We start from the raw sequence: 23,446 nt of genomic DNA, 5'->3' as shown, positions 1-23,446 counted from the left end.
CAGCCCAGCGCTCACCCCGGAAGCTCGGGTACCGTTATACGGTTGATACATGCCGCGCGCCTGCGTGGCTGCCGAACATACCTCTGGAGGAACTCGGTGAGATACGTCCTAGCCATCGTGGCGCTAGCCATCTCGGGGGTGTTGTTGCTGCTCGGAATTGGTCAGCGTACGTTCCTGGCAGGCCCGTCTGAGATCGTTTACCCGATTGCGGCCGAGTCCGACGCGCCATACGCGGTGCTCGACGTCTCAGAGCTCACGAAGGTTGACGGGCAAGCAAACGTTGTGATGCGGGGTAGCTCCGCGTTCTCAGCGCTCGCGACGACTCGCGACGCGCAGGCGTGGCTCGAGCCATTCGACCACGTTGCGCTGACGGTCGACCCCTCCACAAAGGCCGTCGTGAGCGACAAAGTCGCGGGCAAGGCGCCGACAACCGACGTGCTCGCGCTCGACGACGAGGGCAACGCCGTGCCGATTGACCCGCGGGGGAGCGATCTCTGGCTCAGCGAGCGCTCCGGCGACGAGGGCGTCTCGCGCATGGCGATCGAGCCCGCCGCTGACCAGTCGATCCTCATCGCCGGTAATGGCACTGACCCAATTCCGAAGGGCACTGCGCTCGTGTGGGTGCAGGATCGCGCGACGCCGTGGGCGGGCCCGCTGCTGGCAGCCGGCGGACTCTTCGCTGTGCTCGGCGCCGTGCTCTACCTCATTGCGTTCGACCGCGATAAGCGCGCGCTCGGCCCGCGCCGCGGACGCTCGGGCCCGCTGCTTGGAGTGCGCAACGTCTTCACACCTTCGGGCAAGCGCTCGAGCGGGAACGAACTCGATTCTGCGCCCCGCCGCGGGAGTAATGACAATACGCCCGGCTTGGATGCAGGCTCCGCAGCAGGCGCTTTGGGCGAGGCAGAGTCGGCTGAGAACGCGAGCGCGGCCGATGACGCAACCACGACGGGCGCGGAGACGGCGGGGTCAGACGATGAGATCGTCACCGCCGAGGTGCTCGAAGAGGATCAGGACGACAGCGGCGCCACCGACGCCGAGGGCGACGAGTACGCGAACGCCGAGATCGTAGCCGAGGACGTGGAAACCGACGAGGATCCAGACGTTGACGTTGACGTTGACGTTGACGTTGATTCAGAAGCAGAAGCAGAAGCAGAAGCAGAAACTGACTCCGACGCTGGGGAGCAAGGGGAACGCACCGGGGAAACGGGGAAGAACGATGCGAAGTAATCGACGACGGACTACCTCGGCCCGGGTGGCGCTGGCGGGCCTCGGCCTCACTGCCGCGCTCGCGGTCTCGGGTTGCTCGGCAAACTACTGGCCAGACTTTTCGCCGGAGCCCGAGGTGACGGCCGAGGGAAGTGCGCCGGAGCAGACCGGGCTCGCCCCGGTGCCCGTGACCGAAGCGCAGACGCAGACGATCATCGACCGCGTCGCGGCCGCGGCCGCGAAGGGTGACGAAAGCCTGAGCGTCGACGAGCTCACGTCACGATTCAAGGGCGACGCACTCGCTCAGCGGACCGCGAACTATAAGATCCGCAGCGAAGTGCCCGAGTACGGCTCCGTGCCGGCGAAGATTACGAACGAGATGCTCGGCTACCGCCTCGTGCAGAGCACGGAGGTCTGGCCGCGGACGATGTTCGTGACTGTTGCCTCCGAGGCTGGCACGGACGCTGACGGCAACGCTACCGATGCACCGTCGCTCGCGCTGATCCTGACTCAGCGTGCCCCGCAGGTCGACTTCCGCGTCTCGCGCGTGATTTCGCTGCGCGGTGGGCTCGACATGCCGAAGGCGGCTCCAGCCGAGGAGGGCACGGCGTTGCTTTCTGACGACATCGAGAGCCTCGTGCTGAAGCCCGCTGATGTTGGCGCGTCGTACGCCGCGATCCTGCAGGGTGGCGCGGAGGTGCCCGAGGCGGCTCCGTTCGATCTCACCGACGACCCGCTGCTCGACCACTACGGCAAGGCGTGGGCTGCCGATGCGAAGGCGAAGTCTGACGCGGAAGAGAAGACGCAGAAGTACTCCGTGAGCGTTGCGCAGGGCGAGGAGCCGATCGTGAGCTTCTCAACAGGCGCGGGCGGAGCGCTCATCGCGACGACGGTTGTCGAATCCCAGGTCGTCGACTCTGACGGCGGGCGCTACAAGCCTCAGGCGGAGGGTGCGGTGAGCGCGCTCTCAGGGCTCACCGGCCAGCAAGACAAGATCGTGCGCAACGTCGCACACCAGCTGCTCTTCTTTGTGCCGAACAAGGAAGACGGATCGAAGATTCAGCTCCTCGGCGTCACGAGCGAGCTCGTTGGAGCAGGGAAGTAGACATGGCAACCGAAATGCCGCAGCGGATCCCCAGCGGGGGAGTAGACCTCAGCCACCTCGCGCAGCGCGGAGCGGCCGCACCGGCCGGGCCTGCCGGGCAGGCTCCCTCGGGTGCCCAGTCTCCCGGCGCGCCGCAGACCGTCGACGTGCCGTCACTCGTGCTCGATGTCACCGACGCAGCGTTCGGCCAGATCGCCCCGCTCTCCGCGGTCGTTCCGATCGTGTTCGACCTGTGGGCTGAGTGGAGCGAGCCGAGCAAGGCGCTGAGCCCGCTCCTCGAGAAGGTGACCCGCGAGCTCGACGGGCGCGTGCTGCTCGCTCGCGTAGACGTCGACGCGAACCCGGGCCTGGCGCAGGCGTTCCAGGCGCAGTCGATCCCGACGGTCGTCGCGATGATCGGCGAACGCCCCGTCCCGCTTTTCCAGGGCCCCGTCCCCGAGCAAGAGGTCCGCGAGTTCTTCGTGCGGCTGATCCAGCTCGCGGAGGAGAACGGCGTCGCAGGTCGTGTCAATGCGCCGGCTGGCGACGGCTCCGAGGCACCCGGCCCCGTCGAGCCGCAGATTCCCGAGGCCCACATCGCGGCGTTCGAGGCAGCCGAGCGCGGCGACTTCGAGACCGCCGTGCGCGAGTGGGAAGCCGTGCTGCAGAAGTCACCTGCCGACGCCGACGCGAAGGCTGCGCTCGCACAGTCGAAGCTCTTGCTTCGGCTCCAGGGGCACACCCTCGAAGACATCCGGGCCGAGGCCGCAGCGAACCCCGCTGACCTCGAGGCGCAGATGCGCGTCGCCGACCTCGATCTCTCGGGCGGGCACATCGAAGACTCGTTCCTCCGGCTGCTTGACCTCTTTGCGGGGGCCGACGATGACACGCGCACGGTGATCCGGAACCGGCTGCTCGAACTGTTCGAGGTCGTAGGCGTCGCCGATCCGCGCGTGATCGCGGCCCGCGGCAAGCTCGCGAGCCTGCTCTACTAGGAACCCTGGTGACCGGCCCGGCCTACCTCGACCACGCCGCGACCTCGCCCATGAGCGCCGCGGTGCTCTCGGCATACACCCGCGCGCTCGCCGAGGTCGGCAACCCGGCCTCAACCCACGGCCACGGCCAGCGCGCCCTTGAAACACTCGAGGGTGCGCGCGAGCGAATCGCCGTGGGCGTCGGGTGCGACACCGCTGAGCTCGTGCTCACGGGCGGCGGAACCGAGTCGATCAACCTCGCGCTGAAGGGCGCCTTCTGGGCGCGGCAGCGTGACGCTGCGCGACCGGTGCTGCTCGTCGCCGACGGCGAGCACCACGCCACGATCGAAGCAGTCGAGTGGCTGCGCGACACGCAGGGAGCGCAGCTCGTGTGGCTGCCGCTCGACGAAGAAGGCAGCCTGTCGCCTGAGACGCTCTCCGAAGCGCTCGACAAAGCGGGGCCCGACCGAGTAGCGCTCGTCTCGTTCCTCTGGGCGAACAACGAGATCGGCACTGTTCAAGACGTCGCGGGGCTGTGCGCGGTCGCGCGCGCGGCCGGTGTGCCCGCTCACGTCGACGCCGTCGCCGCGCTCGGCCAGGTCGAGATCGATTTTCGCGCTGTTGGCGCTGACTATCTCAGCGTCTCCGCCCATAAGATCGGCGGCCCCGTCGGTGTCGGTGCGCTCGTCGTTGGCCGCCGAGCGCCGCTTGAGCCCCTGTTCCACGGCGGCTCGCAGCAGCGCGGGCGCTCGGGTACGCAGGATGTCGCTGGGGCCGTCGGGTTCTCGGCGGCGCTTGATGAGGTCTTGCTCGCGGGTGGGAGCGCGCCCGATCCTGATCACACGGCGGCACTCGCCGCCCTTCGCGACCGGCTCGCTACCGGGATCCTGGGCATTGACCCCACCGCGGTCTACCGCGGGGCCACCGACCCAGCGCGGCGGCTTCCCGGCAACGCGCACTTCACATTCCCCGGTTGCCAGGGCGACTCGCTCGTGTTCTTGCTCGACGCGGCCGGGGTGTCGGTTTCCGTCGGATCGGCGTGCCGAGCCGGCGTTGCAGAGACCTCGCACGTGCTCCTCGCCATCGGGCTGCCTGAGGACGAAGCAGCCGGGGCGCTGAGGTTCACCCTCGGGAGCGCGAGCACGGCGGAAGAGATCGACACGCTGCTCGCGGCCCTCCCGACCGCGCTCGACCGCGCCCGGGCAGCGGGCCTAAGCTAGACACTTCCTCAAGATTTCCCCGCAAACCTGCGCGGGGGCGTGGAAACGATTAAGCTGCTCTGGTGAAGATTTTGGCAGCTATGAGTGGTGGGGTTGACTCCGCCGTCGCCGCTGCGCGCGCCGTCGAGGCGGGGCACGAGGTCGTCGGCGTCCACCTCGCGCTGAGCAGAATGCCGGGAACCCTCCGCACGGGATCGCGTGGGTGCTGCACGATCGAGGACGCGATGGACGCGCGACGCGTCGCAAACCTGCTCGACATTCCCTTCTACGTCTGGGACTTCAGCGAGCGGTTCAAGGCCGACGTCGTTGACGACTTCGTCGCTGAGTACGCGGCCGGGCGCACGCCGAACCCCTGCATGCGGTGCAACGAGAAGATCAAGTTCGCTGCCCTGCTCGATAAGGCGATTGCGCTCGGTTTCGACGCCGTCGCGACGGGCCACTACGCGACGCTCATCGACGGCGCAGATGGCCCCGAGCTGCACCGCGCGAGCGCCTGGGCGAAGGATCAGTCGTACGTGCTCGGCGTGCTCACCGGCCCGCAGCTTGAGAAGTGCTACTTCCCGCTCGGTGACACCCCCTCGAAGGCCCTGATCCGGGAGGAAGCCGCCGACCGCGGCATCCAGATCGCGCAGAAGCCCGACAGTCACGACATCTGCTTCATCCCCGACGGCGACACGCGAGGGTGGCTCTCCGAGCACCTCAAGCGTGAGCCCGGCGACATCCTCGACGAGTCCGGTACCGTCGTTGGTACGCACGACGGCGCGCACGGCTACACGATCGGTCAGCGCCGAGGCCTCCAGCTCGGCATGCCCGCCCCCGATGGTAACCCGCGCTACGTGCTGTCGATCCGCCCGGTGTCGAACCAGGTCGTCGTCGGCCCGAAGGAGATGCTCGACATCTCGCGCATCGCGGGTGGCCGCTTCACCTGGGCGGGGGAGCCGGGGCTCGACCTCACCGAGACGTTCGACTGTGACGTTCAGATCCGCGCGCACGCCGACCCTGTGCCCGCTCGGGCGCGAGTCGTGCCGATTTCGGAAGACGAGCGGACCGAGCAGCACCGCGCCGACGCAACTCACGAGGTCGTCGTTGATATCAACCTTGAGCAGACCGAGCCCCTCTCGGGCGTCGCGCCGGGCCAGACCGCCGTGCTGTATCTCGGCACGCGTGTGCTCGGGCAGTTCACGGTCGATCGCGCGGTGTCGGCGCGCGAGCACGCCGCGGTCTAGCCGGGTCCTCGCCGGGCGATCCCCTCGGTGGGCGCGCCCGGTGCGCGTGGCTTGACCGGCGTGCGCGCGATCCTGGCGGAGAATGTCGGCGGTGAATCGTAAACTGTTCTCGTGACTGATGCAGCTGTGACTCCGAGCGACTTCGAAGCGGCCCGCGCTGAGAGCGATGCCCTGACCGCCGACATTGAGCGGTACCGCACGGCCTACCATTCGGAGGGCGTGAGCCTCGTCTCAGACGCCGAGTACGACGTGCTGTTCCGCAGGCTCGAAGCGATTGAACGCGCGTTCCCCGAGCTCGCCGGGCACGACAGCCCGACGCAGGAGGTGGGCGCAGCCCTCGTGTCCGCCGGGTTCCCCGAGCACGAGCACGCCGAGCGGCTGCTCAGCCTCGACAATGTCTTCTCGATCGAGGAGTTCCGTGAGTGGGCGAGCAAGGCGCGTGCTGCTGCAGGCCGCGAGGTGCGCTGGCTCTCGGAGCTGAAGATTGACGGGCTCGCGATCAGCCTGGCCTACCGCAACGGCGTCTTGGAGACCGCGACCACCCGCGGTGACGGCCGGGTGGGCGAGAACATTACGGAGAACGTCGACTTCATCGCGGCTATCCCGCGCACGCTGTCTGGCGACGGTATCCCCGAGTTCTTTGAAGCCCGCGGCGAGGTGTTCCTGCGCCGCGAAGATTTCGAGTGGCTCAACGAGCGGCAGCACCAGCTGCAGGCGGCATTCGCCGACGAGCAGCTTGCTCGTGGTGTCGCCGAGGAGAAAATTACGATTCGCTACCCCGAGTTCGCGAACGCGCGTAACACGGCTGCGGGCAGCCTGCGGCAGCGGGCCGACAAGAAGACGCCCGCCGAGCTTGAACTTATGCGCGAGCGCCTGGGCCGCTTGTCGCTGTACGTGCACGGCATCGGCGCCTGGGCGCACCCTTCGTTCGAAAGCCAGTCAGACGCCTATGCGCTGCTCGCCGGTTGGGGGCTGCCAGTCTCGCCGCACTCGCGGGTGTTCGAGACCGTCGACGAGGTCGCCGAGTTCATCGAGGATCGCGGAGCTCGCCGCCACGACATCGACCACGACATCGACGGCATCGTCGTGAAGATCGACGAGTTTGCGCTCCACGCAGAGCTTGGCGAGACAAGTCGGGCGCCCCGCTGGGCGATTGCTTACAAGTACCCGCCCGAGGAGGTGCACACGAAGCTCCTCGACATTCGCGTGGGCGTGGGCCGCACGGGGCGCGCGACGCCCTACGCGGTGATGGCGCCGGTGAAGGTGGCTGGGTCAACCGTCAGCCAGGCAACGCTCCATAACCAGGAGGTCGTGCGCGCGAAGGGCGTGCTCATCGGTGACACCGTTGTGCTGCGAAAAGCAGGCGACGTGATTCCCGAGATCCTCGGCGCCGTGCTCGAACGGCGCGACGGCAGCGAGGTCGAGTGGCAGATGCCGACCGAGTGCCCAGAGTGCGGCACCACGCTGCGGGCGATGAAAGAGGGCGATATCGACCTGCGCTGCCCGAACGCTCGGGCCTGCCCGGCTCAGGTGCGCGGCAGGGTCGAGCACATCGGCTCGCGTGGCGCGCTCGACGTTGAGGTGCTCGGCGAGATCACCGCCGCAGCGCTGACGCAGCCCGAGATCCCGGCGGAGCCACCGCTCGAGACCGAGGCCGGGCTCTTTGACCTGACCCTCGATGAGCTCGTGCCCATCGTCGTCATTGTGCGAGACGCCGAGACGGGGGAGCCCGTGCTCGAGGACGAAACGGGGGAGCCACGGCGCCGTCGACCATTCCAGAAGATCGAGCGCACGTACCCGCCTGGCTGGGAAGACAAGACGCCGGCCGAGCGACGGGCCGCCGGGGTTCGCAAAGACTTCGAACGCATTCTTCCGTCGAAAGACGCAGAGACGTTCCTCGCCGAACTCGATCGCGCGAAGACGAAGCCCCTGTGGCGCCTCCTTGTCTCGCTGAACATTCGCCACGTTGGCCCGGTCGCCGCCCGTGCGCTCGCGGAATGGTTCGGCTCGCTCGATGCCATCCGGGCGGCCTCGGCCGAGGAACTCGCGCAGGTCGACGGTGTCGGCGGAATCATCGCCGACTCGCTCCTCGCCTGGTTCGAGGTCGACTGGCACGTCGACATCGTCGACCGGTGGGCTGCCGCGGGCGTGCAGTGGTCGACACCGGGGCACGCCGGGCCGGGCGCAGCCGAGAGCGCTGAGGGCGTGCTCACGGGCCTGACGATTGTCGCGACGGGCTCGCTCGACGGCTTCACCCGTGACGGGGCGAAAGAAGCGATCATCCAGGCAGGCGGGAAGGCCGCCTCGAGCGTTTCGAAGAAGACCGACTTTGTCGCGGCTGGCCCCGGCGCGGGCTCAAAGCTTGCGAAGGCCGAGGAGCTCGGCATTCCGGTGCTGGACGCGGCGGGCTTCGCGATCCTGGTGACGGAGGGGCCTGCGGGCCTCCCCAGCTAGAGCGAGCCCCAGGCCGCACAGGCACCCTGCCCTAGCGCCACCGGCACCCAGCCGTCAGCCCTCAGCCCTCAGCACTCAGTACTCAGTACTCAGCCGTACCGTATGCGATCGACCATAGATCTGTTGTTCCGGCCCGAATTCGGCATTGGGTGGGCCGATGGCATGTCGAACGTCGAGTCCTGGCAGTATTCCGCGGTCTCTGCTGCCAGGCTGTGATCCCCGGGCTGGACTCCTGGCGCTCTACCCCGACACCCCCACTCACAGCCGATCCAGAAGCGCTTGGAAGCGGCTCCACAGTGGTGCAAACGGGGCCGCATCCAAAGCCCTCGGTGCACGCACAAGAGAGGGCTGAGAATGCTCGAAAACAGCGAGTTATCCACAGAAATACGCCCCTCGCCCTCCCCGCCGGAGGGCCGGGCTACGCTTGGGTCAGCCGGGAGCACCCCGGTCCGAGCAGAGAGGGTTTTCAGATGACGAACACGCACGTGACCCCGATCCGCGCAGCATGGGCGCTGCAGTCACCGCTACTCACCGACTACTACGACACCGAGTGGGGCATGCCCGTGCGCGACGAGCGCGGGGTGTTTGAGCGGCTCACGCTCGAGGCGTTTCAGTCGGGGCTTTCCTGGCTCATCATTCTCCGCAAACGCGAGAACTTCAGAGCTGCGTTCGACGGCTTCGACCCGGCCGTGGTTGCCGCCTACACCCAGGAAGACGTTGACCGGCTGCTCGGTGACGAAGGCATCATTCGCAACCGCGCCAAGATCGAAGCGACGATCTCGAACGCGAAGGCGGTGCTTGCCTTGAACGTGGCTGGCGGCTCACTCAGCGAACTCATCTGGAGCTTTCAGCCTGAACGTTCTCCCTCGCCCGAAACCGATGGTGAGGTGCCCGCAACATCGGCCGAGTCTGAGGCCCTCGCGAAGGCACTCAAGAAACGAGGGTTCAAGTTCGTCGGGCCCACTACCGTCTACGCCCTGATGACAGCGATCGGTGTTGTCGACGCCCACCTTGTCAGCAGCCACAGACGTGGCTGTTCAGGCCTCTGGAATACCGATGGCACCCGAGCGGGTGAAGCCGCTATTGTTTGACTATGTGCACTCGATTCTTGTGGTCTTCAGCAGGTGAGCCAGGCTCAGGCAACGTTCTTGTGGGCCGCAGCATGGACTGGTTTGAAGACACGAGGACTGTGCTCGCGGTACGTCCCCGCGGTGCGACGAGGCAGAGCGCGCCGGGCGATGCGGGCTCATTTGAGTGGACGGCGGAGTTCGGTAGCATCGTCTGCCTGATGTACGGCGAAATCGCCGTGGATGGGCTCAACGAAGCAGGGTTCCAGGTGAGCGGACTCTACCTCGCCGAGTCGGACTACGGCGCGCGCGACGAGGACCGGCCGGGGCTCGCGCTCGCGCAAGCAATTCAGTGCCTGCTCGACAGATTTGCGAATGTGGCCGATGCCGTCGCGTGGCTCACGGAAAGCAACGTTCAGATTATCCCGCTCGATATCGGCGGTAAGCCGGGCACCGGGCACATCGCGCTCGCTGATCGCGGCGGCGACTCCGCCATCATCGAGTTCATTGACGGCGAGCTCACAGTGCACCACGGCAGCGCCTACACCGTCATGGCAAACTCTCCCGTGTACGCCGAGCAGCTCGAGCTTGAGCGCCGCTACGCGGGCCTCGGCGGCGACGACCCGCTGCCGGGCGGTACGGACTCGCCCGATAGGTTCGCCAGGGCCGCGTTCTACTCTGCGCGGCTGCCGAAGACCGAAGACGAGCGCGAAGCCTCGGCGTATGTCTTTAGCGTGATTCGCAACGCTTCCGCGCCTTTCGGTACCGCCGACCCGGTGCGCCCAAACGTTTCCACGACGCGGTGGCGCACCGTCGCAGACCTGACGGCGAGCCGTTTCTTCTTCGAATCGACGAGCAGCCCGAACGTCGTGTGGGTCAGGCTCGACCGTTTTGATCTGGCTCCGGGCCCAGAGTTGCGCTTCGACCCGCAGGCAACCATGGCGGTGAGTGGGCTCGTCAACGCGGAGTTCGTGGCCGCATAGCTCGCGACGCCTGAGTAGCCCGGCACCCGAGGCGCCCACTGGCCGGGGCTCCCCGCGCCGGAGTGCCCCAGGGACGGAACATGGGGTGGCTGCCGGAAAGGCCACCGCTCGCTAGACTGGACAGGTTGAGATCAACTCCCAATCTATGATGGAGCAGCATGCCTGAAACTTCTGCGGCCGATACGGCCGCGCCCGGCACCGAGATCACGGCTGACACCGTGAAGCACCTCGCCGGCCTCGCCCGCATCGCGCTGACCGACGCCGAGGTCGAGGGGCTCACCTTCGAGCTCGACTCGATCCTCGCGAACATCGCCAAGGTGAGCGAGGTCGCGACCGACGACGTGCCAGCGACGAGCCACCCGATCCCGCTGAGCAACGTCACTCGCGTTGACGAGGTCTCGGACGTCCTCACCCGCGAAGAGGCGCTCTTGAACGCGCCCGCAACCGCAGACGGCATGTTCCGTGTGTCGTCGATTCTGGGGGAGGAACAGTAATGAGCGAACTCACAACGCTGACCGCCGCTGAACTCTCAGCGAAGCTCGTCGCTGGCGAGGTCTCGGCCGTCGAAACAACGCAGGCACACCTCGACAGGATCGCCGCCGTCGACGGCGCCATCCACGCGTTCCTCGCGACTGACAGCGAGGCCTCGCTTGCGGCTGCCCGCGCAGTCGACGAGCGCCGCGCCGCTGGCGAGGAGCTCGGCGAGCTCGCGGGCGTACCCCTCGCGATCAAGGACGTGCTCGTCACGACCGACATGCCGTCGACCTCTGGCTCCAAGATCCTTGAGGGCTACCGCTCGCCGTTCGACGCGACGGTCGTCGCGAAGGCACGCGCTGCCGGCCTGATCAACATCGGCAAGACGAACATGGACGAGTTCGCAATGGGCTCAGCCACCGAGAACTCGGCCTACGGCCCGACGTTCAACCCGTGGGCTCTCGACCGCGTTCCTGGTGGCTCGGGTGGCGGCTCGGCCGCGGCCGTGAGCGCGTTCGAGGCGCCGCTCGCGCTCGGCAGCGACACCGGCGGCTCGATCCGTCAGCCGGCTGCCCTCACCGGCACGGTCGGCGCGAAGCCGACCTACGGCGGCGTGAGCCGCTATGGAGCGATCGCGCTTGCATCCTCGCTCGACCAGGTTGGCCCCTGCGCTCGCACCGTGCTCGACACGGCGCTGCTGCACGACGTGGTCGTTGGCCACGATAGGCACGACTCGACTTCGCTCAACCACGCCTGGCCGTCGATGGCCGCGGCAGCTCGTGACGGCGTCGATCCGGCGTCGCTCAAGGGACTCCGCGTTGGCGTCGTGAAGCAGCTCGCGCTCCCCGGCATGCAGGCCGGAGTGAAGGCTCGCTTCGACGAGACCGTCGCCCTGCTCACCGCCCAGGGTGCAGAGGTCGTCGAGATCGACGCGCCGCACTTCGAGTACGCGGTCGCCGCGTACTACCTGATCCTGCCCTCTGAGGCCTCCTCGAACCTGGCAAAGTACGACTCCGTGCGCTTCGGCCTCCGCGTCGAGCCGGAAGGCGGCGGCACGATCGAGGGCGTCATGAGCGCGACCCGCGGGGCCGGCTTCGGCCCCGAGGTGAAGCGCCGTATCATCCTCGGCACGTACGCGCTCTCGGCGGGCTACTACGACGCTTACTACGGCAGCGCGCAGAAGGTTCGCACCCTCATCCAGCGTGACTTCGCTGCCGCGTTCGACAAGGTCGACGTCATCGCGTCGCCGACCGCGCCGACCACGGCGTGGAACATCGGCCATGTGAACGAGGATCCGATGCAGGATTACCTGAACGACGCCACAACGATCCCCGCGAACCTCGCCGGCATTCCGGGCCTCAGTCTGCCGATCGGCACCGCGAGCGAGGACGGGCTGCCCGTCGGCCTGCAGCTCATGGCGCCCGCGTTCGCGGACGCCCGCCTCTACCGCGCGGCCTCGGCGATCGAGTCGCTCATCACGGACCGCGACGGCAAGCCCTTCTGGGCGCAGGCACCCTCCCTTGTGGCGGCTCAGACCGGAAAGGCGGCAGCGTAATGGCGAAGACGAAGCTCATGGACTTCGACAAGGCGCTCGAACTCTTCGAACCGGTCATCGGTCTCGAGGTGCACGTCGAGCTCAACACTAAGACGAAGATGTTCTCGTCCGCGCCGAACATCTTCGGCTCGGAGCCGAACACGAACCTCGCGCCGGTGTGCCTCGGCCTGCCGGGCTCGCTGCCGGTCGTGAACGAGGAGGCAGTCAAGTACTCGATCCGCCTCGGGCTCGCGCTCGGCTGCGACATCGCGGAGGTCTCCGGGTTCGCGCGCAAGAACTACTTCTACCCAGACATGGGCAAGAACTACCAGATCTCGCAGTACGACGATCCGATCGCGCACGACGGCTCCGTCGAGATCGAGCTCGAGTCGGGCCGCGTGATCCACGTGCCGATCGAGCGCGCGCACATGGAGGAGGACGCCGGCAAGCTCAACCACGTCGGTGGTTCGACCGGTCGTATCCAGGGCGCCGAGTACTCGCTCGTCGATTACAACCGCGCTGGCGTGCCGCTCGTCGAGATCGTGACTCACCCGATCTTTGGTGGCGAGGCTGATACCCCTGAGATCGCGGCGGCCTACGTCTCCACGATCCGCGACATTGTCGTGTCACTCGGCATTTCGGACGCGCGCATGGAGCGCGGTAACATCCGCTGCGACGCGAACGTGTCGTTGCGACCCCGCGGCAACGAGGACGCCGGCATGAGTGTGCTCGGCACCCGCACCGAGACGAAGAACGTGAACTCGCTGCGCTCGATCGAGCGCGCCGTCAGGTTCGAGATCCAGCGCCAGGCGCAGCTGCTCTCCGAGGGCACCGCGATCACGCAGGAGACCCGTCACTGGCACGAGGACACGGGGGAGACCTCGCCGGGCCGCCCGAAGAGCGACGCCGACGACTACCGGTACTTCCCGGAGCCGGACCTCGCGCCGCTCACGCCATCGCGCGAGCTCGTCGAGGAGCTGCGCGCTCTGCAGCCCGAGCACCCGACGCTGCGCCGCCGCCGGCTGCGCGCCGAGTGGGGCTTCTCGCCGCTCGAGTTCCGTGACGTCGTCAACGGCGGCCTCGTGAACGACATCGAGGCGACCGTCGCCGCTGGCGTTCCCGCTCAGACCGCCCGCAAGTGGTGGACAGGGGAGATCGCGCGCATTGCGAACGAGCGCTCGGCCGTGCCCGCCGACCTCATCACGCCCGAGCAGATCGCGTCCGTTGTCGCGCTCGTCGACGCGGGGACGCTGAACGACAAGCTCGCTCGCCAGGTACTCGCCGGCATCATTGACGGCGAGGGCACCGCGCAGGAGATCGTCGACGCCCGCGGGCTCGCGATCGTATCTGACGACGGCGCCCTCATCGAGGCGGTCGACGCGGCCCTCGCCGAGCAGCCCGACGTGCTCGAGAAGATCCGCGGCGGCAAGGTGCAGGCCGCCGGCGCCATCATCGGCTCGGTCATGAAAGCGATGAAGGGCCAGGCTGACGCCGCCCGCGTCCGCGAGCTCGTGCTCGAGCGCGCGCAGGCGTAACCGCCGAACGAGAAGGGGCGGGGTGAGGATCATGTGCGATCCTCGTCCCGCCCTTTGTCGTGGCGCTTGACTGTCGGGTCCTCGCCCGCTCCGGAGCTCTTCTGTCCCCGTCAGGGGCATGTGCTACCTTGTCGAACATGGTGATTGCAGGTGAGCTTGCTGGTGCTCAGGGCCGTGACGACGGCCCTGAGGTGGGCATCCGCGCGCTGAAGCAGAATGCGTCGGAGGTTCTTGCCCGCGTGCGAAAGGGATCGACACTGACAGTCACGGACCGGGGAGTTCCGGTCGCGCGAATCGTACCGATGCAGCCGACGCCCCTCGACGACCTCATTGCTTCCGGTGCCCTCGAACCCGCTCGTCTGAGCATGTCAGAGCTGTGGGCCAGGCGGGCCGGTTGGCAGCGAGCAGAGCCTCCCGGCGAGGAACTGGCTGGTGTCTCTGAACTGAGTACCGATGACATTCTCACGGAGCTTCGCGTGGAGCGCCTCTGATGCTTGTCTACGCTGACGCATCCGCGCTTGCGAAGCTCGTCGTTGACGAACCCGAGTCTGAGGCGCTGGTCGCCTGGCTGCAGGATACAGGCGCAGAGTTGGCAACCTCCTGGCTGTCCCTCGTCGAGTTGAGACGCGTGGTTGCGCGGCGTGCGCCCTGGCGTGCACCAGACGCAACGGACGTCCTTCAATCCTGCCAGCTCATCGCGTTGGACCGGCAGACGTACGAGTCTGCTGCGCGGCTGCATCCACCTGCCTTGCGCTCGCTCGACGCGCTGCACCTCGCCGCAGCATTGCGGCTCGGCGCCGAAGCTGCGGGCATGCTTGTCTACGACAGGAAGCTCGCGTATGCGGCACGGGCGGTGGGCCTTCGTCCGATTGCGCCGGGCGTTGAACTGGCAGCAGACCCGACGCCTGATACCCCGGGAGGAAGGTAGCCTCGGCGGGACCACGACCGCGATACAAAGTGCAATCGGGCCCGCTTAGCGCCGGAACACACGTTCCTCGGCGCGCAGCGGGCCCGACAGGGCGTCACCGGACGGTGCTACCGCACGTCCTCGTCGACCCAGTCCATCGACTTGGTGACGGCCTTGCGCCACAGGCGCAGCTGGCGATCCTGCTCCGCCTGCTCCATGGCGGGCTCCCACCGGCGATCCTCCTGCCAGTTCGCCGACAGCTCGCCGAGGCCGCTCCAGAAACCGACCGCGAGGCCTGCGGCGTAGGCCGCGCCGAGCGCCGTCGTTTCTGCGACGACGGGCCGCACGACGGGCACGCCGAGCACGTCGGCCTGGAACTGCATGAGCGCGTTGTTCGCGACCATGCCGCCGTCGACCTTGAGCTCGGTGAGGTCCACCCCGGCGTCTGCATTCACCGCGTCGAGCACGTCGCGGGTCTGGAAAGCGACCGCTTCGAGCGCGGCGCGGGCGATGTGCCCCTTGTTCGCGTAGCGGGTGAGCCCGACGATCGCGCCGCGGGCGTCCGGGCGCCAGTACGGGGCGTACAGTCCCGAGAACGCCGGGACGATGTAGACGCCGCCGTTGTCAGGCACGCTCGCCGAAAGCTCTTCAACGTCTGGCGCCGATTCGATGATGCCGAGCTGGTCGCGCAGCCACTGAATGAGTGAGCCGGTGACCGCGATCGAGCCCTCGAGCGCGTAGTGCGTCGGGCCGTCGCCGAGCTTGTAGCCGACGGTCGTGAGTAGGCCGTTCTTCGAGTGGACGATCTCCTCGCCCGTGTTGAAGATGAGGAAGCAGCCGGTACCGTACGTGTTCTTCGACTCGCCGGCCTCGAACGCTGCCTGGCCGAACGTCGCCGCCTGCTGGTCGCCGAGGATGCCGGAGATCGGCGTCTCGCGCAGCAGCGACGAGTCCTCGGCGACGCCGTAGACCTCGGACGACGACTTGATGGCTGGCATCATCGACTTGGGTACGCCGAACGTCTCGAGGATGTCTTCGCGCCACTCAAGCGTTGCGAGGTCCATGAACAGGGTGCGCGAGGCGTTCGTGACGTCGGTCGCGTGCACGCCGCCCTCGGGGCCGCCGGTGAGGTTCCAGAGCACCCAGCTGTCGGTCGTGCCGAAGAGCAGGTCGCCGGCGTCAGCGGCGGCGCGAGCGCCCTCGACGTTCTCGAGGATCCAGGCGATCTTCGTGCCCGAGAAGTACGTCGCGAGCGGTAGGCCGACGACCTCCTTGAACCGGTCGGTGCCGCCGTCGGCCGCGAGCCGGTCGACGATGGCCTGCGTACGCGTGTCTTGCCAGACGATGGCGTTGTAGACCGGGTCGCCCGTGTGCTTGTTCCACACAACGGTGGTCTCGCGCTGGTTCGTGATGCCGATTGATGCGATGTCGTGGCGGGTGAGGTCGGCGCGACCGAGGGCGATGCCGATGACCTCCTGCGTGTTCTGCCAGATTTCGGCAGCGTCGTGCTCGACCCAGCCGGCCTGCGGCATGATCTGCTCGTGCTCCTTCTGGCCGACGGAGATGATCGATCCCGCCTTGTCGAAGATGATGGCGCGCGTCGACGTCGTTCCCTGGTCGATTGCAACTACGTAGTTAGACATGCTGTAATCCTTTCGCGTGTGAGCTTAGGCCGCGAGGCCGAGAAGAGCGGGCGCGGCGGCGGCGGCGAGTGCGCCACCGACGAGCGGGCCAACGACGGGAACCCAAGCGTATCCCCAGTCGCTCGAGCCCTTGCCCTTGATGGGGAGGATCGCGTGCGCGATGCGAGGGCCGAGGTCACGTGCGGGGTTGATCGCGTAGCCGGTGGGGCCACCGAGTGACGCGCCGATGCCGACGACGACGAGGGCGACGGGCAGCGCGGCGAGCGGGCCGAGACCGCCGGGCACGCCAATCTCGATGTCACCGTAGTCGGCGAACGCGAAGATGACGAAGACGAGTACGAAGGTCGCGATGACCTCGGTGACGAAGTTCCAGCCGTAGGAGCGCATCGCTGGGCCCGTAGAGAACACGCCGAGCTTGTTCGCAGCTTCGGGCTCGTCATCGAAGTGCTGCTTGTAGCTCATCCAGCAGAAGATCGCGCCAACGATTGCGCCGAGCATCTCGGCGGCGAACGCGACGAAGAACATGGGGGCGGTGATCGTGCCAGCGAGCATGAGGCCGATGCCAACTGCGGGGTTCAGGATCGCGCCCGAGTATGCAGAGACGAGCACGCCCATGAACACCGCGAGGCCCCAGCCCCAGTTGACCATCAGAAAACCGCCGGCGTTGCCCTTCGTCTTTGCGAGGGCAACGTTTGCGACGACGCCGCAGCCGAGCAGCACGAGCAGGCCCGTGCCAACGAATTCGGAGAGGAAATACAGTCCGAGGTTGATCTCATTCATGTGTCTTCATTGACCTTTCGAAGAACCGCCGGCACCTTCCAGATGCCTCGGCGGAGCAGCGGCGCGAGTGACGCGCCTTCGGTGAGTAAGAACGCGAACCGACGAGGGTCGGCGGCTCGCGGAAACCGGCCTGTGGTTAGCCGGCGATAAAGGTTCCCCCCTTTGCGATATCGACGCGGTGAGCGTCGCGCATGAGCGCGACGAACCGCTCCACTTCCGAAGTCTTCTTGACGTCGTTCCAGCCGAGGGCGGGCGCGACAGCATCGGCCGCGGCGCTCACGCGCGCTTCGGTGAGCCCGCCGACGAACGCGATGGAGGTGCGGCGCAGCAGGAGATCGTCGAGGTGCACGACCTGCTCGGCCTCTGCGAGGTGGGCGAGCTCCGCCGCGGTGTAGCCGGTGAGCTCGGCGAGATCAGGATCCTGCTCTGGCGTTGCCTCGATGATCTCGGTGGCGCGCGTGCCGTACCGCTCAAGGAGCGCCTCGACGCGGCCCGCGTCGCGGCCGTCGGCCTGCTCAGCGACCCACCGCACCCGAGCGTGCTTGTCTGCGGGGAAACCTGCTCCGCCGCCGATCGCGAGCCCAGCCGTGCTCACGGTGCGTTCGCGGCCGAGCAGCGCGAGGGTGTCGTTCGCGAGGTGCTCAGCGAGCGCCCGGAACGTCGTCCACTTGCCGCCGACGAGGCTGAGCACGGGCATGCCGAGCGCGTCTGACTGCACGATGCGGTAGTCACGCGAGACGAAGCCCGGCGCGGTGTCGTCGTGGCGGGGGAGCGGGCGAATCCCTGAGAACGAGTACACGATGTGTGAGCGGTCAACAGTGAGCTGCGGAAACACCTGCCCGATGAGGTCAAAGAAGTAGTCGACCTCGTCCTCCGTGCAGACGACCGGCTGTGACGGGTCTGCGTCGATGTCGGTCGTTCCCACAAGCACGCGGCCCTTGAGCGGGTAGATGAGCACGATGCGCCCGTCGGAGTGCTCGAAGAAGATCTCACGCCCGCCGGTGGCGGCGAGCAGCTCGGGGTGGTCGAGGACGACGTGCGAGCCCTTCGTGCCGCCCATGAACTTCGTCGTCTCGCCGAGGGCCGCGTTCGTGATGTCGGTCCAGGGGCCGCTCGTGTTGAGCACGACCTTCGCGGTGAATGCGAACTCCTCGCCGGTGGTCTCATCGCGCAGTGTGACGCCGCCCTGGTGCATGCCCACCGCGCTCACATAGTTCGCGGAGCGCGCCCGATCGCCGCCGGCGATCTCACCGTCGCGCAGCACGTCGAGCGCGAGCCGCTCGGGGTCGTGCATCGAAGCGTCGTAGTAGGTCGCCGTGTACTTGATATCAGGGTTCATCGCGGGGAGCTCCGCGAGCGACTTCTTCTTCCCGTGGAACCGGTGGCGCGGCACCTGGCCGCCGTCGCGCGAGAACGTGTCGTACATCATGAGGCCCATCTTGATGAGCGCCGCGCCACGCTCGCGGGGCTTGCCACGGCCGTGAGTGACGAGCAGGCGGAAGGGCGCGGAGAGGATCCCGGAGAACGTCGAGAAGATCGGGATCGTGGTTTCGAGCGGCCGCACGTAGTGCGGGGCGGTCTTGAGTAGCCGATTGCGCTCGGTGACGGACTCCTGCACGAGGCGGAACTCGCCGTTCTCGAGGTACCGGATACCGCCGTGGATCATGTGGCTTGACGCCGAGGACGCGCCGGAGACGTAGTCGCCCCGCTCGACGAGCGCGACATCTACGCCCTGCAGGGCCAGGTCACGGAACGTCGCGATGCCGTTGATGCCAGCACCGATGATGAGCACGTCGGCGCTCGGACGCTCGCGCAGGCGGGCGACGTTCGGTCGGATCGACTCGGGGCTGGCGTTCATGACTGGTGCCTCTCTGTGCGTGTCCTTTCAGCTTGCTCGTCAGGTGCACTGAATTGCAAAGCTCCTGCACATATGTGCAAGACTGGTGCCGGAACAGAGGGGTAGAGGATGGCCGGAGAGCGAAAAAGTGTGAAAATGCGCGAAGCGCTCGCTGCCGCGCACCTCTACTACCGCCAGGACTTCACGATGGAGGCGATCGCGCGCGAGCTCGGGGTCTCCCGTTCGTCGGTGTCGCGGCTGCTGACCTACGCGAAAGAGACGGGGCTCGTTGAGATTCGCATCCACTCGCCGCAGGAGGCCCGCTCTCGCGTCGAGCAGCGCTTCGCAGACACGTTCGGGGTCAACGCCCACGTCGTACCCGTCGCCGGGCGGCTCTCCGAGGCTGAACAGCTCGAGCGCACCGCCCAGGCGGCCGCGCACATCATCTCCAACCGGGTGAAGCCCCGCTCAATCGTCGGCCTCGCCTGGGGGTCGACGATGAGCGAGGTCGCAAAGTACCTCCCCGGTACGGCGAAGCCCGGGGTGCAGCTCGTACAGATGAATGGCGCAGCAAACGTGTACTCCACCGGCGTGCAGTACACAGCGGAGCTGTTGGGCGGGTTCGCCGAGCGCCTCTCGGCCGAGGTTTTTCAGCTGCCCGTGCCCGCGATCTTCGACGACCCACTCACGCGCGAGGCGCTGTGGCGCGAACGCTCGGTGTCGCGCGTGCTAGACATGCAGGCGGCGGCGAACCTGTTCGTGTTTGGGCTGGGGTCGCGCATCGGCGACCCGCGCTCCCACATCTACTCTGGCGGGTACCTGGGCGCCGACGACCTCAACCAGCTCGCGCACGAGGGCGTCGTTGGCGATTGCGCGAGCCGGTTTTACAGACTCGATGGTTCGACGGCCGGGATCCCGATCAATGACCGCTCGAGCGGGCCGTCGTTCGACATTGTGCGTCGCGCGCCGCAGCGCATCTGCGTCGTCTCGGGCTCGACGAAGCGTGATAGCTTGCGCGGCGCGCTCGCTGCCGGTCTCATGACCGACGTGGTTGTCGACGAGGCGCTCGCGCGGCTCGTGCTCACCGCAGGTGAGTAGCTGCGCAGGGGAGTAGCTGCGCAGGGGAGTAGTGCCTGGTGTATCTTGTGCCCCAGCATCGGAATGTCAGCCGTGTGTGGTGTGATTGAGGGGTGAGACACGAGGCCAGGCAGACAGCGTCGATTCTGCACGTCGATATGGACGCGTTCTTCGTCTCGGTCGAGCTGCTCGACAGGCCTGAGCTCCGCGGGCTGCCGGTAGCCGCTGCCCACGACACCAGTCGCTCGGTCATCTCGAGCGCGAGCTACGAGGCGCGCAGGTTCGGCGTGCGCTCGGCGATGCCTGTCGCTCGTGCCCGACAGCTGTGCCCGCAGATCGTCTTCGTGACGCCGGTCTTCGAGAAGTACCGGGTTGCCTCGAAACGCGTCATGTCGATCTTTCGCGAGTTCACGCCGCTCGTCGAGCCGCTGAGCATCGACGAGGCGTTCCTCGACGTCGCCGGCTCAGTCGGGCTCTTCGGCGAGCCGATCGAGATCGCGAGGCAGATCAAGGAGCGGGTGTTTGCTGAGACGGGGCTTCCGCTGTCCGTCGGCCTCGCCGGTTCAAAGTTCGTCGCGAAGCTCGCTTCGCAGCGCGCGAAGCCCGAGGGCATCCTTGAGATCCCGCCCGCGCGCACCCTCGAGTTTCTGCACCCGCTGCCCATCAAGGCCATGTGGGGTGTCGGCGCTGCGACGGAGCGCGCACTGAAGACGCGGGCGATCCACTCGGTCGGTGACCTCGCGCGCGAGCCGCTGGCCTCGCTTCGGCAGATCGTCGGCAACGCGAGCGCCGAGCGCCTCCACGAGCTCGCGAACGGCCGCGACGCTCGCGACGTCGAGACGACGCGGGTGGAGAAGAGCATCGGGCACGAGGAGACCTTCGCGGTCGATGTCGCGGACGTTGAAGAGCTCGAGCGCGAGCTGCTGCGGCTCGCGACCAAAACTTCGGAGCGGCTGCGCGACGCGCAGCTCGAAGCCCGCACGATCGCAATCAAGGTGCGCTGGGACACGTTTGAAACGGTGACGCGCTCGCGCACGCTGCAGGAGCCAACGAACGCGACCCAGCGCGTGTACCGCACCGCGCGCGAACTCTTCGCGGGCCTCTCCCCGGGTGGCCGAGTGAGCCGGCCCGTGCGCCTCATCGGCGTGCGCGCCGAACAGCTCGTCCCGGCGGGCAGCGAGAGTCAGGCGCTGTGGGACGACGACGAGCAGTGGCGGGCGCTCGACTCGGCGGTCGACGAGGTACGCGGGCGGTTCGGGGCGGCGGGCCTCACTTCCGCGAGGCTACTCGGCGGCCGTGGCGAGGTTGTGGATCACCGCTCGCTGCAAGACCCGGGCTAATCCTCTTCGGTGACCGAGGAGAGCATCAGCACAGCCTCAAGGAGTGAAGCGAGCCAGTCGTAGACGAGCACGGTGCCGCGCGTCGACTCGTCGTCGATGAGCCTGTCGTAGTCTTCCTCGCGCTCGAGCCCGATGCGCGCCGCCATCGCGAGCCGCAACGCCGTGATGGTGCGGGCCCACGCGAGGAAGGACGCGGGCGTGATGCTCACCGGGATCGGCGCGGCTTCGTCGCCCGAGTGCTCCGTTCCGACGCTCAAATCACCCATGACCTGCTGGGCATCCTGCAGCTTCCGGTTGATCAGGCCCTGCTCCGTCACGCGACGGAACCCGGCTGCCTCACCGGTGTCGGCGAACGCATCGGGGAAGAGCCTGGCGAGCGCCGGATCGGCCGGCCGTTCGTCAGAGCCGCCGATCTCGAGGCTCGCGAACAGCGGGTCGGCATCGAGCGGCGAGGAACTGTGGCTTTCGAGCAGCAGCACGAGCTGATGGACGAGCTGGGAGAGTACGCCCGCCTCCTCTGGCTCGAAAAGGATCGCGACGCCGCCGTCACCGGGTTGGAGCCTCATACGCCGTCATCCTCTTCAACGGTTGCCCACAGGCCGTAGCCGTGCATCGCCTCGACGTGCAGCTCCATGGCCTCGCGAGAGCCCTCGGCGACGACCGCGCGGCCAAGGCTGTGCACGCGCATCATGAGCTCTTCGGCGCGCTCTGTCGAGAAGCCGAAATAGGCGCGGAACACGTAGCTCACGTACGACATGAGGTTGACCGGGTCGTCCCACACAATCGTGCGCCACGGCTTTGCTGGTGCGACCGCGACGGCGCCCTCGTCGAACGGGCTCCGTTCAACTCCTGGCGCGCGGTCAGTCACTATCCCCACCCCAACTCGTGAATGCGTTCTTCGGAGAGGCCGAGGAAATGGGCAACCTCGTGCACGAGCGTCACGCGGATCTCCTCCACAAGATGCTCGTGATCGTCGCAGTGCTCGAGAAGGTTGAGCCGGAACAGCGTAATGCGATCCGGCTCCTCGCCGAAGCCGTACGCTTCGCGCTCGGCGAGCGAGAAGCCCTCGTATAAACCGAGCGTGTCGCTGCCGTCCTCGGGCCTGTCTTCGACCAGGAAGATGACGTTGTCGAGCTTGTCGAGCATCTCCTCGGCGAGCGTGTCTAGCCCGTCTGAGACCAGCGCCTCAAACTCATCGCGTGACACATCGAGCATGCGTTCAGCCTAGCGGCTCTTGGCAAACTGCGCCTGAATTTCCTATCCCATCCGGTAGGCGTGCACGGGGAGCGCGTAGCGCAGCCCCGCTTGCTCGCCGCCGCCCGTCAATACGCCCGTGACGAGGTCTGTCGGCGTCGGGTGGTCCGTGAGCGCGGCGAGGTACTCGCGGTGGGCCGCGAGTGAGGCGATCCCGAGCTCGAGCCCGCGCTCCGAGACCTCGATTGCGTGGGTGGGGCGGTGCGCGGTCGCGAGCAGCCAGGTCGTCTTCCACTCCGCGAGGCCGTCGGTGAGCTGCTCGCGGAAGAGCCAGGGGTTGTCGGCGTCGCGGATGGCGTCGACGACGGCGAGCCCGGTCGAGCGATGATCAACGTGGTTGAGCCCCCAGCCCGCGTCAAGGTCCCAGGTCATGGTGATGACGGCGTCGGGCTGGGCCTGGCGGATCGCGAGCGCGATGCGGCGCCGGGTCTCGATCGAGTGCTCTACGAGCCCGTCGGGGAGGTCGAGAATGGTGAGGTTCTTCACGCCGACGATGTCGCAGGCTTCGCGCTGCTCGGCCGCGCGGAGCGGGCCCGTTTGCTCGGGCGAAAGGTGGCGCATGCCCGCCTCACCGGCGGTCAGCAGCAGGTACGAGACCTCGATGCCCTGGGCGGTCCACTCGGCTACCGCTGCGGAGCCGCCATACTCCATGTCATCGGGGTGGGCGACGACGCAGAGCACGCGCCGAATGCCTGTGGGATCGAAACGCTCGAGAGTAGTCATGGGCTGAGCCTACCCCGCGAGGATGTGGACGGTTGGGCGGCTTCCCGCCCGTCGCTGCCCGGCTTCCCATGCCCCCTCAAATCTTCCGAAGCACCTCAAACTCTCGGGGAAATTGGGGTGCACCCGTG

The 23,446-nt window shown here is 67.4% G+C and carries 22 protein-coding genes; 15 read left to right on the top strand and 7 right to left on the bottom strand.

Annotated elements, in window-relative coordinates; translation table 11 throughout:
* Positions 1 to 96 precede the first annotated feature (96 nt).
* The 13 genes from FB468_RS04850 (at position 97) to FB468_RS04790 (ending at position 14,685) form a co-directional block, all read left to right on the top strand.
* Positions 97 to 1,227 (top strand): hypothetical protein, encoded by a 1,131-nt coding sequence (locus FB468_RS04850; RefSeq protein ID WP_141886338.1) that lies wholly within the window; start codon positions 97 to 99, stop codon positions 1,225 to 1,227.
* The gene (locus tag FB468_RS04845) at positions 1,217 to 2,311 is read left to right on the top strand and encodes a DUF8094 domain-containing protein (protein ID WP_141886337.1); all 1,095 of its coding nucleotides are present in this window, start codon (positions 1,217 to 1,219) and stop codon (positions 2,309 to 2,311) included. Before FB468_RS04850 ends, FB468_RS04845 begins: the two co-directional genes overlap by 11 nt.
* Before the next feature lie 2 nt (positions 2,312 to 2,313).
* Positions 2,314 to 3,285 (top strand): tetratricopeptide repeat protein, encoded by a 972-nt coding sequence (locus FB468_RS04840; RefSeq protein ID WP_141886336.1) that lies wholly within the window; start codon positions 2,314 to 2,316, stop codon positions 3,283 to 3,285.
* 8 nt (positions 3,286 to 3,293) lie between these two features.
* Positions 3,294 to 4,484: a cysteine desulfurase family protein gene (locus FB468_RS04835; RefSeq protein ID WP_281290264.1), complete on the top strand. Its 1,191-nt coding sequence runs from the start codon at positions 3,294 to 3,296 to the stop codon at positions 4,482 to 4,484.
* A gap of 62 nt (positions 4,485 to 4,546) precedes the next feature.
* Positions 4,547 to 5,710 (top strand): tRNA 2-thiouridine(34) synthase MnmA, encoded by a 1,164-nt coding sequence (gene mnmA / locus FB468_RS04830; RefSeq protein ID WP_141886335.1) that lies wholly within the window; start codon positions 4,547 to 4,549, stop codon positions 5,708 to 5,710.
* A gap of 111 nt (positions 5,711 to 5,821) precedes the next feature.
* On the top strand, positions 5,822 to 8,164 hold the full coding sequence (gene ligA / locus FB468_RS04825; RefSeq protein ID WP_141886334.1) for an NAD-dependent DNA ligase LigA: 2,343 nt from the start codon (positions 5,822 to 5,824) through the stop codon (positions 8,162 to 8,164).
* A gap of 470 nt (positions 8,165 to 8,634) precedes the next feature.
* Positions 8,635 to 9,255, top strand: coding sequence for a DNA-3-methyladenine glycosylase I (locus FB468_RS04820; protein WP_141886333.1), 621 nt, complete (start codon positions 8,635 to 8,637; stop codon positions 9,253 to 9,255).
* 2 nt (positions 9,256 to 9,257) lie between these two features.
* A complete protein-coding gene (locus tag FB468_RS04815; protein WP_141886332.1) occupies positions 9,258 to 10,214 on the top strand; it encodes a linear amide C-N hydrolase in 957 nt (318 codons plus the stop codon).
* 158 nt (positions 10,215 to 10,372) lie between these two features.
* A complete protein-coding gene (gatC, locus tag FB468_RS04810; RefSeq protein WP_141886331.1) occupies positions 10,373 to 10,708 on the top strand; it encodes an Asp-tRNA(Asn)/Glu-tRNA(Gln) amidotransferase subunit GatC in 336 nt (111 codons plus the stop codon).
* On the top strand, positions 10,708 to 12,243 hold the full coding sequence (gatA, locus tag FB468_RS04805; protein ID WP_141886330.1) for an Asp-tRNA(Asn)/Glu-tRNA(Gln) amidotransferase subunit GatA: 1,536 nt from the start codon (positions 10,708 to 10,710) through the stop codon (positions 12,241 to 12,243). Before gatC ends, gatA begins: the two co-directional genes overlap by 1 nt.
* The gene (gene gatB, locus FB468_RS04800) at positions 12,243 to 13,757 is read left to right on the top strand and encodes an Asp-tRNA(Asn)/Glu-tRNA(Gln) amidotransferase subunit GatB (protein ID WP_141886329.1); all 1,515 of its coding nucleotides are present in this window, start codon (positions 12,243 to 12,245) and stop codon (positions 13,755 to 13,757) included. Before gatA ends, gatB begins: the two co-directional genes overlap by 1 nt.
* Positions 13,758 to 13,894: 137 nt before the next feature.
* Entirely contained in the window at positions 13,895 to 14,248 is a 354-nt protein-coding gene (locus FB468_RS04795) for a type II toxin-antitoxin system Phd/YefM family antitoxin (RefSeq protein ID WP_141886328.1), read from the top strand.
* Entirely contained in the window at positions 14,248 to 14,685 is a 438-nt protein-coding gene (locus FB468_RS04790; protein ID WP_141886327.1) for a type II toxin-antitoxin system VapC family toxin, read from the top strand. Before FB468_RS04795 ends, FB468_RS04790 begins: the two co-directional genes overlap by 1 nt.
* 107 nt (positions 14,686 to 14,792) lie before the next feature.
* On the opposite strand, the gene glpK is transcribed toward FB468_RS04790, so the two are convergent.
* The 3 genes from glpK to FB468_RS04775 all read right to left on the bottom strand — a co-directional run bounded on the left by glpK (position 14,793) and on the right by FB468_RS04775 (position 18,945).
* Positions 14,793 to 16,307, bottom strand: coding sequence for a glycerol kinase GlpK (gene glpK, locus FB468_RS04785; protein ID WP_141886326.1), 1,515 nt, complete (start codon positions 16,305 to 16,307; stop codon positions 14,793 to 14,795).
* Positions 16,308 to 16,331: 24 nt separating this feature from the next.
* A complete protein-coding gene (locus FB468_RS04780) occupies positions 16,332 to 17,087 on the bottom strand; it encodes an MIP/aquaporin family protein (protein WP_141886325.1) in 756 nt (251 codons plus the stop codon).
* Between the two features lie 136 nt (positions 17,088 to 17,223).
* Complete coding sequence (locus tag FB468_RS04775) at positions 17,224 to 18,945, bottom strand: glycerol-3-phosphate dehydrogenase/oxidase (protein WP_141886324.1); 1,722 nt, start codon at positions 18,943 to 18,945, stop codon at positions 17,224 to 17,226.
* A 135-nt stretch (positions 18,946 to 19,080) separates the two neighbouring features.
* Here FB468_RS04775 and FB468_RS04770 point away from each other — a divergent pair, with 135 nt between their 5' ends.
* Both FB468_RS04770 and dinB read left to right on the top strand, forming a co-directional pair.
* Positions 19,081 to 20,022 (top strand): sugar-binding transcriptional regulator, encoded by a 942-nt coding sequence (locus FB468_RS04770; protein ID WP_246055757.1) that lies wholly within the window; start codon positions 19,081 to 19,083, stop codon positions 20,020 to 20,022.
* 92 nt (positions 20,023 to 20,114) lie between these two features.
* On the top strand, positions 20,115 to 21,341 hold the full coding sequence (gene dinB, locus FB468_RS04765; protein WP_281290262.1) for a DNA polymerase IV: 1,227 nt from the start codon (positions 20,115 to 20,117) through the stop codon (positions 21,339 to 21,341).
* Here dinB and FB468_RS04760 read toward each other — a convergent pair.
* The 4 genes from FB468_RS04760 to FB468_RS04745 are packed head-to-tail and all read right to left on the bottom strand — an operon-like array spanning position 21,338 to position 23,318.
* Complete coding sequence (locus FB468_RS04760; RefSeq protein ID WP_141886322.1) at positions 21,338 to 21,907, bottom strand: DUF2017 family protein; 570 nt, start codon at positions 21,905 to 21,907, stop codon at positions 21,338 to 21,340. The two genes, dinB and FB468_RS04760, sit on opposite strands and share 4 nt — an antisense overlap.
* Positions 21,904 to 22,209 (bottom strand): ATP-dependent Clp protease adapter ClpS, encoded by a 306-nt coding sequence (gene clpS / locus FB468_RS04755; RefSeq protein ID WP_246055756.1) that lies wholly within the window; start codon positions 22,207 to 22,209, stop codon positions 21,904 to 21,906. Before clpS ends, FB468_RS04760 begins: the two co-directional genes overlap by 4 nt.
* Positions 22,209 to 22,556 carry a metallopeptidase family protein gene (locus FB468_RS04750; RefSeq protein WP_141886320.1) on the bottom strand — a complete coding sequence of 116 codons (348 nt, stop codon included), beginning with the start codon at positions 22,554 to 22,556 and terminating at the stop codon, positions 22,209 to 22,211. Before FB468_RS04750 ends, clpS begins: the two co-directional genes overlap by 1 nt.
* Positions 22,557 to 22,598: 42 nt before the next feature.
* Positions 22,599 to 23,318 (bottom strand): PIG-L deacetylase family protein, encoded by a 720-nt coding sequence (locus FB468_RS04745; RefSeq protein ID WP_141886319.1) that lies wholly within the window; start codon positions 23,316 to 23,318, stop codon positions 22,599 to 22,601.
* Positions 23,319 to 23,446: the final 128 nt, after the last annotated feature.

This window comes from Leucobacter komagatae (assembly GCF_006716085.1).
GTDB classification, from domain to species: domain Bacteria; phylum Actinomycetota; class Actinomycetes; order Actinomycetales; family Microbacteriaceae; genus Leucobacter; species Leucobacter komagatae.
The sequence above is the reverse complement of the archived record's forward strand: the minus strand, read 5'-3'. Positions and strand labels throughout refer to the sequence as shown.